This is a genomic window from Streptomyces albiflavescens (genome assembly GCF_014645835.1).
In the GTDB taxonomy this organism is placed as follows: Bacteria; Actinomycetota; Actinomycetes; order Streptomycetales; family Streptomycetaceae; genus Streptomyces; species Streptomyces albiflavescens.
This window is the reverse complement of the sequence record NZ_BMMM01000010.1, coordinates 227,472-239,417: the sequence shown is the minus strand read 5'-3', so window position 1 is coordinate 239,417 and position 11,946 is coordinate 227,472. Positions and strand designations below refer to the sequence as shown.

At 68.0% G+C, this 11,946-nt stretch carries 13 protein-coding genes; 7 read left to right on the top strand and 6 right to left on the bottom strand.

Annotated elements, in window-relative coordinates; translation table 11 throughout:
- Nucleotides 1–192 precede the first annotated feature (192 nt).
- Nucleotides 193–1,119: a metallophosphoesterase gene (locus IEY95_RS26680; RefSeq protein ID WP_189188665.1), complete on the bottom strand. Its 927-nt coding sequence runs from the start codon at nucleotides 1,117–1,119 to the stop codon at nucleotides 193–195.
- Nucleotides 1,120–1,241: 122 nt separating this feature from the next.
- Between IEY95_RS26680 and IEY95_RS26675 the strand changes: the two genes are divergently transcribed.
- Both IEY95_RS26675 and IEY95_RS26670 read left to right on the top strand, forming a co-directional pair.
- Entirely contained in the window at nucleotides 1,242–1,706 is a 465-nt protein-coding gene (locus tag IEY95_RS26675) for a GatB/YqeY domain-containing protein (RefSeq protein ID WP_189188664.1), read from the top strand.
- A gap of 403 nt (nucleotides 1,707–2,109) precedes the next feature.
- Nucleotides 2,110–2,586 carry a DUF2690 domain-containing protein gene (locus IEY95_RS26670; protein ID WP_189188663.1) on the top strand — a complete coding sequence of 159 codons (477 nt, stop codon included), beginning with the start codon at nucleotides 2,110–2,112 and terminating at the stop codon, nucleotides 2,584–2,586.
- A 193-nt stretch (nucleotides 2,587–2,779) separates the two neighbouring features.
- On the opposite strand, the gene IEY95_RS26665 is transcribed toward IEY95_RS26670, so the two are convergent.
- The 3 genes from IEY95_RS26665 to IEY95_RS26655 all read right to left on the bottom strand — a co-directional run bounded on the left by IEY95_RS26665 (nucleotide 2,780) and on the right by IEY95_RS26655 (nucleotide 6,103).
- Complete coding sequence (locus tag IEY95_RS26665; protein WP_268240510.1) at nucleotides 2,780–3,022, bottom strand: LuxR C-terminal-related transcriptional regulator; 243 nt, start codon at nucleotides 3,020–3,022, stop codon at nucleotides 2,780–2,782.
- Nucleotides 3,023–3,203: 181 nt separating this feature from the next.
- Entirely contained in the window at nucleotides 3,204–3,704 is a 501-nt protein-coding gene (locus IEY95_RS26660; protein ID WP_189188662.1) for a hypothetical protein, read from the bottom strand.
- A gap of 128 nt (nucleotides 3,705–3,832) precedes the next feature.
- A complete protein-coding gene (locus IEY95_RS26655) occupies nucleotides 3,833–6,103 on the bottom strand; it encodes a transglycosylase domain-containing protein (protein WP_189188661.1) in 2,271 nt (756 codons plus the stop codon).
- Between the two features lie 418 nt (nucleotides 6,104–6,521).
- Between IEY95_RS26655 and wblA the strand changes: the two genes are divergently transcribed.
- A complete protein-coding gene (wblA, locus tag IEY95_RS26650) occupies nucleotides 6,522–6,860 on the top strand; it encodes a transcriptional regulator WblA (RefSeq protein ID WP_028799159.1) in 339 nt (112 codons plus the stop codon).
- An 11-nt stretch (nucleotides 6,861–6,871) separates the two neighbouring features.
- Here the strand turns inward: wblA and bagB are convergent, their stop codons facing one another.
- Nucleotides 6,872–8,275 carry an ATPase BagB gene (gene bagB / locus IEY95_RS26645; RefSeq protein WP_189188660.1) on the bottom strand — a complete coding sequence of 468 codons (1,404 nt, stop codon included), beginning with the start codon at nucleotides 8,273–8,275 and terminating at the stop codon, nucleotides 6,872–6,874.
- Entirely contained in the window at nucleotides 8,272–9,249 is a 978-nt protein-coding gene (bagA, locus tag IEY95_RS26640; RefSeq protein WP_189188659.1) for an ATPase BagA, read from the bottom strand. The genes bagB and bagA overlap by 4 nt, the downstream gene beginning before the upstream one ends.
- Nucleotides 9,250–9,344: 95 nt before the next feature.
- Here bagA and sp36 point away from each other — a divergent pair, with 95 nt between their 5' ends.
- From sp36 to IEY95_RS26620, 4 genes are all read left to right on the top strand, one after another.
- Nucleotides 9,345–9,506: a Sp36 family protein gene (sp36, locus tag IEY95_RS26635; RefSeq protein ID WP_075033571.1), complete on the top strand. Its 162-nt coding sequence runs from the start codon at nucleotides 9,345–9,347 to the stop codon at nucleotides 9,504–9,506.
- Nucleotides 9,503–9,973, top strand: coding sequence for a RidA family protein (locus IEY95_RS26630; protein WP_189188658.1), 471 nt, complete (start codon nucleotides 9,503–9,505; stop codon nucleotides 9,971–9,973). The genes sp36 and IEY95_RS26630 overlap by 4 nt, the downstream gene beginning before the upstream one ends.
- 242 nt (nucleotides 9,974–10,215) lie before the next feature.
- Nucleotides 10,216–11,085 (top strand): NUDIX hydrolase, encoded by an 870-nt coding sequence (locus IEY95_RS26625; RefSeq protein ID WP_189188657.1) that lies wholly within the window; start codon nucleotides 10,216–10,218, stop codon nucleotides 11,083–11,085.
- A complete protein-coding gene (locus IEY95_RS26620) occupies nucleotides 11,082–11,912 on the top strand; it encodes an MBL fold metallo-hydrolase (RefSeq protein ID WP_189188656.1) in 831 nt (276 codons plus the stop codon). The genes IEY95_RS26625 and IEY95_RS26620 overlap by 4 nt, the downstream gene beginning before the upstream one ends.
- The last annotated feature ends 34 nt before the right edge of the window (nucleotides 11,913–11,946 follow it).

Here is an 11,946-nt window from a genome sequence, read left to right as displayed (position 1 = left end):
GGTTACATCGCCCTCACCAGTGCGCCTACCCACCGGTGGCCCCACCGGCGCCCCTGCCTTCGCCCGGACCATCGTCCCTGCCTTCGCCCGGACCATCGTCCCTGCCTTCGCCCGGACCATCGCCCGGGCGTTCGCGGTCAAGGCTCGATCGTCGGCGGTGGTCCAACCCGTCGGGCCCCTGCCCCGCCGCCCCTACCTGCGCTCCACCAAGGTCAGCAGCGACGCCTCCGGCGGGCAGGCGAACCGTACCGGCGTGTAGCGGCTCGTCCCGCAGCCCGCCGAGACGTGCATGTACGACGTCCGGCCCTCCGCCGTATGCGTGGACAGGCCCTTCACTCGGTCCGTGTCGAGGTCGCAGTTGGTGACGAAGGCGCCGTAGAAGGGCAGGCAGAGCTGGCCGCCATGGGTGTGGCCGGCCAGGATCAGGGGGTAGCCGTCGGCTGTGAAGGCGTCCAGGGTGCGCAGGTACGGGGCGTGGACCACGCCCATCGAGAAGTCGGCGGACTCCGACGGGCCGCCGGCCACGCGCGCGTAGCGGTCTCGCTTGATGTGCGGGTCATCGAGGCCGGTCAGCTCGATCTCCGCGCCCTCGACCTTCAGCGTCCCCCGCGTGTTCGTCAGGTTCAGCCAGCCCGCCGTGTCGAAGCCGTCGCGGAGGTCCTCCCACGGGTTGTGGATGGCGCCCACGACCGGTGGGTTGCCGTTCAGACCGTGTCGACCCTTCGTCTTCTCGAACAAGTAGCGGGCGGGGTTGCGGAGTGTGGGGCCGTAGTAGTCGTTCGAACCGAAGACGTACGCCCCGGGGAACTCCATCAGGGGGCCGAGCGCGTCCAGTACCTCCGGCACGCCTTCCGGGTCGGAGAGGTTGTCTCCGGTGTTGATGACGAAGTCGGGGCGCAGTCCGGCCAGGGAACGCAGCCAGCGCTGCTTCTTGCGCTGGCCGCTCACCATGTGGATGTCGGAGACCTGGAGGACTCGGAGCGGTCGCATCCCCGGTGGCAGGACCGGGACCGTCACCCGCCGGAGACGGAAGGAACGGGTCTCGAAACCCGCCGCATACAACAGACCGGCGGCGCCCACCGCCGTGATTCCCAGGGGTACTCCGTATCGCGCGCGCATGTGTCCATCGTGTCAGACCCCGGCAGCCCCGCGTCCCCGCCTGTGGACAACCGCGGGCGCATGCACGGCTCGTGCCGAAATCAGCAGGCGACCGGCGCACCACACCTGCGACAATCGACGGCATGACCACGCTCAAGTCGAAGCTGCAGGAAGACCTCAACGCCGCGATCAAGGGGCGCGACGAGCTCCGCTCCTCGACGCTCCGGCTCACCCTCGCCGCCATCACCAAGGAGGAGGTCGCGGGCAAGACCAAGCGCGAACTCTCCGACGACGAGGTGCAGAAGGTGATCACCCGCGAGGCGAAGAAGCGCCGCGAGGCGGCCGATGCCTTCGCGCAGGGCGGGCGCGCCGAGTCGGCCGAGCGGGAGAAGGCGGAGGGCGAGGTTCTCGCCGCGTACCTGCCCAAGCAGCTGTCCGACGAGGAGCTCCAGCAGATCGTCGCCCAGGCCGTCGAGGAGGCGAAGGCGGCGGGCGCCGAGGGGCCGCGTGCCATGGGGCAGGTCATGAAGATCGTGAACCCGAAGGTGGCCGGCCAGGCCGAGGGCGGCCGCGTCGCCGCCGTGGTGAAGAAGCTGCTCGCTGACTGAGGTTTTCCCGTTAGGGAGATGCCGTGCGTGCGACGCCCGTACGGGAGATGCCGTACGTGAGACGCCCGTGCGCGAGATGAGGGTGCCCCCTGTTCGCAGGGGGCACCCTCATTTGCGTCCACCGATCGGTGACGGGTGTGGGTGACTGGTGATTCTGTGCCCTACAGCGGAAATTTCGAGGAATTCTCTCCGAAAATCACGGAGCCGTGTTCATCGAAATGCGGCTCCCCGGATCCAGGCGCAAATCTTCTTGAGGTATCGCATGGAATTGAGTGAGAGAGGTTGGCGTAAATACGACAGCCGAATGGCGCCATTTCGTCACATTGTTCCGGATTCTTGATCTTGTCAGCCGTGGGCCGGTGTGGGCATCATCCTCATGCAAATCACCTAGGGGAGGATGGAAATGGAAAAGTCGCGCAGGATGAAATCGCTTGCCAAGGTGGCGCTGGTTCCCCTGGCGGCGGCGGTGGTCTCTCTGGTGCCTCTCGGGGGGACCGCGTACGCGGCCGGGTGCAACGGCACTGGCTGCGAGAACAAGGGGCCGGTCTCCATGGGGTGCGACAGGGATGCGCACACCGTTCTGGTGGGTGAGGTCTATTCGACCGCCGGCGGCAGAACCGATTTCGAACTGCGGTGGAGCAACTCCTGTTGGGCCGGCTGGGCGCGCACCGGCGATTCGGTCTACGCGGCGACCATATCCGTCGAGAAGTGGAACCCGGACAGGACCACACTCATCAGCCGTCGAACCGTGGATGTCAAGGACGGGCGGCACGACTGGACCAACATGGTCGGCGGCAAGGGCTATATGGTCCGCGCCTGCGGCAAGGAGAAGACCTCGGGGAAGCTGAGCTGCACGCCTTTCGCAGGCACCGACTCGTAGTCGTCGATTTCTTTCCCCGCTCTCTCCGGTCGCGGCCGGGGGAAGAAGGAGACGGGCTTCGGCGCAGCCCTGGGGATCTGTAACACGCAGGCCGACGCCCACATGCGGGCGTCGGCCTGCCGTCGGGTCACCCTCACGCCCGCACGCAAGGACCCCGAGGTCACTCGGGTGTCCGCGTCCGTCCGTGAGGCCGCTAGTGATCCGTGGGACCACCCAGCAGTCCGAGTTCCTGGGCGCGCGCTCCCAGGGCCACCCTCCCGTTGGCCTGGAGCTGTTCCATCAGCCGTTGCACTCTGCGCTGTATTGTGCGGTGACCCACCCCTAAGTGCCGTGCAATTGACGCGTCGTTCAGTCCCTCGTACAACAGATTCAGGATCTTCTGGTCGTTGGCGTCGATTCTCGGATTACCGGCGTTTATTTCTGGCGTAACGGTCAAGTCGCCTCCCCCAAGTAGCAGCAGTCGATCGCTACCTCTCAGGGGGCCAGTCTAGGAAGCGCTTGTGGATTCGGACAGTTGAATAAATCTCACCAAAGACTGTTAACGGGGCGAGCGGGGTGACGCAATTGCGCCATCCCCGCTCGCTTTCCGGCCATAGGCAGTCGGTGCCCGATCGTGCTCAGTACCAAGGGGTGCACGACTCGTCACCCGAGGGGTCCTCCACGCAGGCCCGCATTTCGTAACCCGACGGGTTGTAGTACATCGGGGTGCGGGTGAAGTAGTAGTTCGTTCCCCCGGGTATCTTCGAGGTCCAGCCCGAGGCCCCGCCCTTCTTCTCGCCGAGGCGCCAGTAACAGGTCGAGTGGCTCTTTGTGCAGCGCTGGACGTAGACCGTCCACTTCTGCTCGTCCGAGCCGCTGATGTACCACAGGCGGCCCCAGCTGTACTGGTCCCCGTCCGTCTTGCCCCAGCGCAGCTCGTACTCGAACGAGCCGCCGAGATCGTACGGGCCGTAGGGGCTGACAGGGCCGGTCTGCCAGGTCTGGACGTTCGGATCGTGGCCGTCGCAGCCGAAGTTGTCGCAGGAGGCCGCCTGCGCCGAAGTGGGTACGGCCACGGCCAGAGTCAGGGAACCGAGCAAAGCACTGAGCGTGACACCGAGCCGGGATCTGAGTTTCATGTCCCCTCCACGTGAGATGGCAATAGCAAGGGCACCCTCAAGGCGGGGCCGGAGGCGAATATGCCACGGCCTCCACCGAGAAGGTGCCCTTACTGTGGAGCTGACGCAATTACGTCAAGGCGTACGGTTCAGCCGCGCGGCGCGCCGTTTCCGTTGCCGGTGTTGCTGTTGCCCTGAATCCATCCTTCGGGAATGGAGAAGGAAGGCGTCGGGAACGTTCCGCCGTCGGTCTGACCGACGATGGTGTTCCCGTCGGTGGTGTTGCCGTTGCCGTTTCCGTTCCCATTGCCGTTGTGGCCGTCGTTGTCCTCGTCGTCCTTGCCCTTGTCGCCGTCGGGAATGTCGACCAGGTTGAAGGACGGGGAGTCCTTGCCGGTGAGGGCGCCGGTCATCAAGTCCCGCCAGATGGGCCCGGGGACCTGACCGCCGTAGACCTTGTCGCGGTAGACGCCGCCGATGTTGATCCTCACCATCTTGACCTTCTGGGTGGCGCTGCCGACCCAGACCGCGCCGGACAGGTTCGGCGTGTAGCCGACGAACCAGGCGTTCCTGCGCTCGTCCGTCGTGCCGGTCTTACCGGCGTTGGCGCGGTCGGTGAGGCCGGCCTGCTGGCCCGTACCGGAGTCGATCACGCCGCTCAGCAGGGTGTTGATGGTGTCCGCCGTCTTCTCGGACATCGCCCGCGCGCACGTCGACTTCGGCACCGCGAGGGACTTCTGCTTGCCGTCGATCTTCTGCGTGATCGACTCGATGGCGATCGGGGTGCAGTACATGCCGCGGGAGGCGAAGGTGGCGTACGCGGTGGCCATCGTCAGCGGGGAGATGCCCTTGGCGCCGAGGGCGATGGAGGGCACCTGGGGGAGCTTGTCGCCGTTGCCCTGGACCACGCCGAGCTTCTCGATCTGGTTCATCACCGGGCAGAGGCCGATGTCCGAGATCATCTGCACGAAGTAGGTGTTGACCGACTTGGCCATCGCCTCCTTCAGCCGGTACGGACCGACCTCGGACAGGCTCTCGTTCGGCACTTGCTCGTTGGCCTGGTTGGTCCAGGGCTTGCTGCCGCACGTCTGCACGGGGCTGGGGTAGGGCATCTTGTTCGGCGACGAGTATTCCTTCGTCGCCGGCACGCCCTGCTCCAGCGCCGCCGCTGCCACGAACGGCTTGAAGGTGGAGCCGGTCGGGAAGCCGTAGTTCGAGCCGCCCATGTCGTAGTTGACCGAGAAGTTGTACTCGGTCTCGTTCTTCCCGTAGCCGTAGGGCTTCGACTGCCCCATGCCGAGGATCTTGCCGGTGCCGGGCTCGACCAGGGTGGCCGCCGCGGCGACCTTGTCCGACTTGTAGACGTGATCCTTTATCGACGTCTGCACCGACTCCTGGGACTGCGGGTCGAGCGTTGTACGGATCGTCAGGCCGCCCTGGTTCCAGACCTTCGCCCGTGCCTCCTTGGTCTTGCCGAAGACCGGGTCGCTCAGGAAGACGTGCTCCACGTACTTGCAGAAGAAGCTGGCGCCCTTGACGGCCGTGATGCAGCCGTTCTTGGGCCGGCTCACGTGCAGGCCGAGCTTCTTCTCCTTGGCCGCGTCCGCTTCCTGCTGGGAGATGTCGTGCACCTCGGCCATGCGCTGCAGCACGGTGTTGCGGCGCTTGGTGGCCTCCGCCTCGTCGTTGGCCGGGTCGTACCGGCTGGGCGACTGGACGATGCCCGCGAGCAGCGCCGACTCCTGGAGGTTCAGGTCCTTGGCGGGCTTGGAGAAGTAGCGCTGGGCGGCGGCCTCGATGCCGTAGGCCTGCTCGCCGAAGAACGTGATGTTCAGGTAGTTCTCGAGGATCTTCTTCTTGCCGAGCTTCTCCTCGAGCTGGATCGCGTACTTGAGCTCGCGGATCTTGCGGCCGAGGGTCTGCTGGGTGGCCTGGGCGACCTTCGTCGGGTCGTCGCCGGCCTCTTCGACGAAGTAGTTCTTCACCAGCTGCTGGGTGAGCGTGGAGGCGCCCTGGGCCACTCCGCCGTTCTGCGCGTTCTGGTTCAGGGCGCGCAGGACGCCCTTCAGGTCGACCGCGCCGTGCTGGTAGAAGCGCGAGTCCTCGATCGCGACGATCGCCTTCTGCATGTACGGCGAGATGTCCTTGAGGTCGACCACCGTGCGGTCGCGCGAGTAGACCGTCGCGATCTGACCGCCCTGGTTGTCCAGGATGGTGGTCCGCTGACTCAGTGACGGACTCTTCAGGTTGTCGGGAATGTCGTCGAATCCCTGCACGGATCCCTTGGCCGCCAGGCCGAGCGCGCCCGCGGCGGGCAGCGCGATTCCGGCCATGACGGCGCCTGCGAGCACGCTGACACCGAGGAACTTGGCGGCCTGCTGCGTGGCCGACAGACCACCACCCGAGCGCTTCTTTGGCATGAGGGCAGCCTACGTTCTCATTCGCCGGACACGCGTATATGCCTTGGCCTAAGCTGGTCTCAACTGTCACAGCAGTGCGGCCACGTATCAATACGTCCGGCGACCCCGAATCGTTCCGGAGGATCCCCAACTTTTTGTCGGGGGTTCGTTGAGGGCGTGTCCGAATCAGCCTCATGCGTCACCAGGCGTCCGTTGTGACTCAACTGAACTGTCCCGGTTTGCCGGAATACTCACGCATGTCCTCAGGTCACTCCCCCGGGTGATCTGCCGCTTACGCATAGTCCGTTCGGGCCATTCAAGATTGGGCCCGAAGGGGGTGTTGCGCTGTGCCCACCTTCCGTAACGTCCTCAACTGGCGGCGGTGAATATGCCGCTGCCGCCGTGGGGGAGCCTCGATTCGGGAGAGGACGGCGCCGGTATGGGCTGGGTAACCGACTGGAGTGCGCAGGCGGCCTGCCGCACTACCGATCCGGATGAACTGTTCGTTCAAGGAGCAGCGCAGAACAGGGCGAAGGCAGTGTGCACCGGATGTCCGGTACGCACGGAGTGCCTGGCCGATGCGCTCGACAACCGCGTCGAATTCGGCGTGTGGGGTGGCATGACGGAGCGGGAGCGCCGCGCACTGCTGCGCCGCCGGCCGACTGTCACCTCGTGGCGTCGCCTGCTGGAGACCGCGCGTACGGAGTACGAGCGCGGCGCGGGCCTGCTGCCCCTCGACGAGGAAGAGGTGTACGAGCGCTACGCGGCGGTGGGCTGAGGGCGTTCCTCTCAGGCCCCCGGTTCGAGGGTTGTCTCGGGCAGCTCCGGCCGATTGGCCGCGAGCCGGTCCCCGATGTCCCGCAGCCCTGCGAGATCGTGCACGTCGCCCGGCAGGGCGGCCACTTCGGCCACCGCCACCTCCGGGTGGAGCGCGGCGAAGCGGTCACGCGTGCGCTGCTCGCGGGAGAGCAGCTGCATGCGCTCGGCATGCAGCCTCAGCAGGCCTGAGGTGAGCTGCTCAACGGTCCGGTCGGTGTCCGTGGCGGCGGTCCGGTCCTCGTCCGTGGTGGCGGTCTGATGCTCGTCCGTGACGGCGATCCTGTCCGTGGCGGCGGGGGAGCCTTCGTCGGAACCGTCAGGAGCTGGTGTTTCGGAAGCGGGAGATTCTGAACTGTCGTACGTGTCGGGAGAGTTACGAAGTCCAGCTTTCCCGTCCCCCTGATCCACAATGCGGGCCTCGTCAAGATTTTCTGCAGCCGCGGAATCAAGATCTTCCGCGGCGGCGAGTGCCCGCTCGGCGGACAGCTGAGCGGCGCCGCTGCCGTGCACCCGGTTGAGTACGAGGCCGGCGAAGGGCATGTCCTCCGCGGCCAGCCGCTCCACGAAGTACGCGGCCTCGCGCAGCGCGTCCCGCTCCGGGGCCGCCACCACCAGGAACGACGTGCCGGGCGCCTGGAGCAGCTTGTACGTGGCGTCCGCGCGCGTACGAAATCCCCCGAACGTCGTGTCCATCGCGGCCACGAACGTCTGGACGTCCTTGAGAAGTTGGCCACCCAGGAGCTTGCCCAGGGTGCCGGTCATCATCGACATCCCCACATTCAGGAACTTCATCCCCGCCCGGCCGCCCAGCTTCGCCGGCGCCGTGAGCAGCCGGATCAGCCTCCCGTCCAGGAACGAGCCCAGCCGCTTGGGGGCGTCCAGGAAGTCCAGCGCCGAGCGGGAGGGCGGTGTGTCGACGACGATGAGGTCCCATTCGTCCCGCGCCCGCAGCTGCCCCAGCTTCTCCATCGCCATGTACTCCTGCGTGCCCGCGAAGCCCGCCGAAAGCGACTGGTAGAAGGGGTTGTTGAGAATCGTGGCGGCCCGCTCGGGGTCCGCGTGCGCCTCGACGATCTCGTCGAAGGTGCGCTTCATGTCGAGCATCATGGCGTGCAGCTCGCCGTCCCCCTCGATGCCCTTCACGCGCCTCGGGGTGTTGTCCAGCGAGTCGATGCCCATGGACTGGGCGAGCCTGCGCGCCGGGTCGATGGTGAGCACGACCACCTTGCGGCCGCGCTCGGCGGCGCGCAGCCCCAGGGCCGCCGCCGTGGTCGTCTTGCCGACGCCGCCGGAGCCGCAGCACACCACGATGCGCGTCTTCGGGTCGTCGAGCAGCGGGTCGACGTCGAGTACGCGGGCCCGGTTCAGACTCATGAGATCCCTTGCGTGCGCAGTTCGGCGGCGAGCTCGTACAGGCCCGCCAGGTCCATTCCGTCGGCGAGCAGGGGGAGTTCGTGCAGGGGCAGGTCCTGCTCGGTGAGGACGGCCCGCTGCTCGCGCTCCAGGGTGTGGCGCTCGGCGTACTCCTCCGCCTGCTGGAGCAGCGGGTCCACGAGCCGCTCGGCGAGTCCGCCGCGGCGGGCACCGCCGAGTCCGGCCGCGGAGAGCGACTTGGCGATGGCCGTACGGGGAACGGCGGTCGTGAGCTCCAGGTCGGTGTCGTCCAGGAGCGCGGGCCGCACCATGTTCACGATGATCCGCCCGACCGGCAGCTTCGCCGCCCGCAGCTCGGCGATGCCGTCCGCGGTCTCCTGGACGGGCATCTCCTCGAGAAGCGTCACCAAGTGCACCGCGGTCTCCGGGGACTTGAGGACGCGCATGACGGCCTGTGCCTGATTGTGTATCGGCCCGATCTTCGCGAGTCCGGCGACCTCGTCGTTGACGTTCAGGAAACGCGTGATGCGTCCGGTGGGCGGCGCGTCCATCACCACGTAGTCGTACGCGAATCGCCCACTCTTGTCCTTGCGGCGCACGGCCTCACAGGCCTTGCCGGTCAGGAGCACATCTCGTAGACCGGGCGCGACGGTGGTCGCGAAGTCGATGGCGCCCAGCTTCTTCAGGGCACGTCCGGCGCCGCCCAGCTTGTAGAACATCTGGAGGTAGTCCAGAAGGGCAAGTTCGGGGTCGATGGCGAGCGCGTACACCTCCCCGCCCCCGGGAGCGACGGCGATCTTCCGCTCTTCATAGGGCAGCGCTTCTGTCTCGAAGAGCTGCGCGATGCCCTGTCTGCCCTCGACCTCGACGAGGAGGGTGCGCTTGCCCTCGGTCGCGAGGGCAAGCGCGAGGGCCGCGGCCACCGTGGTCTTGCCGGTACCGCCCTTGCCGCTGACGACCTGGAGCCTGCTCACGTATTCGAGCCTAACCAGTCCGCCGCCGTACTACGCAGGAGGCTGTGGACAACGTGTGCGCGAGGCCCCGGACGGCAACGGCTAAAGTCGGCCGCATGACCAAGTGGGAATACGCAACCGTGCCGCTGCTCGTCCATGCCACGAAGCAGATTCTGGACACCTGGGGCGAGGACGGCTGGGAGCTCGTCCAGGTCGTACCCGGGCCGAACAACCCCGAGCAGCTGGTGGCCTACCTGAAGCGGGAGAAGTCGGCATGAGGGGCGCCGTCGAGTCGAAGCTGGCGGAACTCGGGCTGAGCCTGCCGGACGTCGTGCCGCCGCTGGCCGCGTACCAGCCCGCCGTGCAGTCCGGTGTGTACGTCTACACCGCGGGCCAGCTGCCGATGGTGGACGGCAAGCTTCCGCTCACCGGCAAGGTGGGCGCCGAGGTCACTGCCGAGGAGGCCAAGGACCTGGCCCGCATCTGCGCGCTGAACGCCCTGGCCGCGGTCAAGTCCGTCGCGGGCGACCTCGACCGCGTCGCGCGTGTCGTGAAGGTCGTCGGCTTCGTCGCTTCCGCCTCGGACTTCACGGGTCAGCCCGGCGTCCTGAACGGCGCGAGCGAGCTCCTGGGCGCGGTCCTCGGTGACAAGGGCGTCCACGCCCGCAGCGCGGTCGGCGTGGCGGTTCTCCCGCTGGACGCCCCCGTGGAGGTCGAGATCCAGGTGGAGCTGACGGAGGCGTAGGGCGTGCGCCGCGGGCGGGGGCTCCGACCAGAGCCCCGCTTGAAGGATCGCGCAGTTCCCCGCGCCCCTGGAAGCGGCGCGGGGAACTGCGCGAACAACCCCCACCGGCCCGCAGCCGCAAGGCTGGTACGGGACGGGCAGGGGCGGGGGGCGAACAAAACCCCACCCGCACCCCCGGCACCGGCCGCCGTGATCGTCGACCGCCTCTCGAACATCCGCCCGGTACGGCATAGGCTCCGCCCATGGCGAATGGGCAGTGGTACCCACCGGAGTGGCCCGAGAGGATCCGCGCGCTCGCGGAGGGCACCCTGACACCGGTGGCCCCCAAGCGGGCGGCCACCGTCATGCTGCTCAAGGACACCGACGTCACCCCCGTGGTGCACATGCTGCGCAGACGTGCCTCCATGGCCTTCGCCGGAGGCGCGTACGCGTATCCGGGCGGTGGGGTGGACCCCCGCGACGACGAGCACCAGATCCGCTGGGCGGGCCCCACGCGCGCGTGGTGGGCGAACAGGCTCGGCGTGGACGAGACCTCCGCCCAGGCCATCGTTTGCGCGGCGGTTCGGGAGACGTACGAGGAGGCGGGCGTCCTGCTCGCCGGGCCCACCCCGGACACCGTGGTCGGTGACACCACGGGCGAGGACTGGGAGGCGGACCGCGCGGCCCTGGTCGCCCGCGATCTCTCCTTCGCCGAGTTCCTCGACCGCAGAGGGCTCGTGCTCAGGTCCGACCTGCTGGGTGTCTGGACCCGCTGGATCACCCCGGAGTTCGAAACCCGCCGTTACGACACCTGGTTCTTCGTGGCCACCCTCCCGGAGGGCCAGCGCACCCGCAACGCCTCCACGGAGGCCGACCGCACCGTGTGGATCCGCCCCGCGGACGCGGCCGACGGATACGACAAGGGCGAGCTCCTGATGATGCCGCCCACCATCGCCACCCTGCGCCAGCTCATCCAGTACGACAGCGCCGCCGACGTCCTCGCAGCCGCGCCCGCCCGCGACCTCACCCCCGTCCTGGCCAGGGCCCGCCTGGAGAACGGCGAAGTGGTCCTCGCCTGGCCCGGCCACGACGAGTTCACCAAGCACATCCCGACCGGTGGAGCCCCGGCATGACCGACGCCACCGCCCTCCCGGGCCAGCCACGCGGCGGAGTCCTCTCCGGCCCCGCCACTTCGCGCGCGGTCAACGTGCTCGCCCCCAACGCGTCCGCGATGACCCTGGACGGCACCAACACCTGGATCGTCTCCGAGCCGGACTCCGAGCTCGCGGTGGTGATCGACCCGGGGCCCCTGGACGACGTACATCTGCGGAATGTCGTGGATACGGCGGAGAAGGCGGGGAAGCGGGTCGCCCTGACGCTGCTCACGCACGGGCACCCCGATCACGCCGAGGGGGCAGCTCGGTTCGCCGGGCTGACGGGCACGAAGGTGCGGGCCCTGGACCCGGCGCTGCGGCTCGGGGACGAAGGGCTGGCCGCGGGGGACGTGGTCACCGTCGGCGGGCTCGAGCTGCGCGTCGTACCGACGCCCGGACACACCGCCGACTCGCTGTGCTTCCATCTCCCGGCCGACCGGGCCGTCCTGACAGGTGACACCATCCTGGGCCGCGGCACGACCGTGGTGGCCCATCCTGACGGCCGTCTGGGCGACTATCTCGACTCCCTGCGCCGGCTCCGGTCATTGACGGTCGACGACGGCGTCCACACCGTCCTGCCCGGCCACGGGCCCGTCCTCGAGGACGCCCAGGGCGCCGTCGAGTTCTATCTCGCCCATCGCGCCCACCGCCTCGCCCAGGTCGAGACGGCGGTCGAGAGCGGCTACCGGTCGCCGGACGAGGTCGTCGCGCATGTGTACGCGGACGTGGACCGTTCCCTGTGGCCCGCGGCGGAGCTGTCCGTACGCGCGCAGATGGACTACCTGCGCGAGCACGGCCTCATCTAGGGCACTCGGGCAACGGGGGCCTCCAGGCGTATGT

Excerpts from the sequence above, each read along its gene's own strand:
- IEY95_RS26660 (WP_189188662.1), bottom strand. The coding sequence starts at position 3,704 with ATGAAACTCAGATCCCGGCTCGGTGTCACGCTCAGTGCTTTGCTCGGT.
- IEY95_RS26625 (WP_189188657.1), top strand. The coding sequence starts at position 10,216 with ATGGCGAATGGGCAGTGGTACCCACCGGAGTGGCCCGAGAGGATCCGC.
- IEY95_RS26670 (WP_189188663.1), top strand. The coding sequence starts at position 2,110 with ATGGAAAAGTCGCGCAGGATGAAATCGCTTGCCAAGGTGGCGCTGGTT.
- IEY95_RS26675 (WP_189188664.1), top strand. The coding sequence starts at position 1,242 with ATGACCACGCTCAAGTCGAAGCTGCAGGAAGACCTCAACGCCGCGATC.
- sp36 (WP_075033571.1), top strand. The coding sequence starts at position 9,345 with ATGACCAAGTGGGAATACGCAACCGTGCCGCTGCTCGTCCATGCCACG.
- IEY95_RS26680 (WP_189188665.1), bottom strand. The coding sequence starts at position 1,119 with ATGCGCGCGCGATACGGAGTACCCCTGGGAATCACGGCGGTGGGCGCC.
- IEY95_RS26630 (WP_189188658.1), top strand. The coding sequence starts at position 9,503 with ATGAGGGGCGCCGTCGAGTCGAAGCTGGCGGAACTCGGGCTGAGCCTG.
- IEY95_RS26655 (WP_189188661.1), bottom strand. The coding sequence starts at position 6,103 with ATGCCAAAGAAGCGCTCGGGTGGTGGTCTGTCGGCCACGCAGCAGGCC.
- IEY95_RS26620 (WP_189188656.1), top strand. The coding sequence starts at position 11,082 with ATGACCGACGCCACCGCCCTCCCGGGCCAGCCACGCGGCGGAGTCCTC.
- wblA (WP_028799159.1), top strand. The coding sequence starts at position 6,522 with ATGGGCTGGGTAACCGACTGGAGTGCGCAGGCGGCCTGCCGCACTACC.
- bagB (WP_189188660.1), bottom strand. The coding sequence starts at position 8,275 with ATGAGTCTGAACCGGGCCCGCGTACTCGACGTCGACCCGCTGCTCGAC.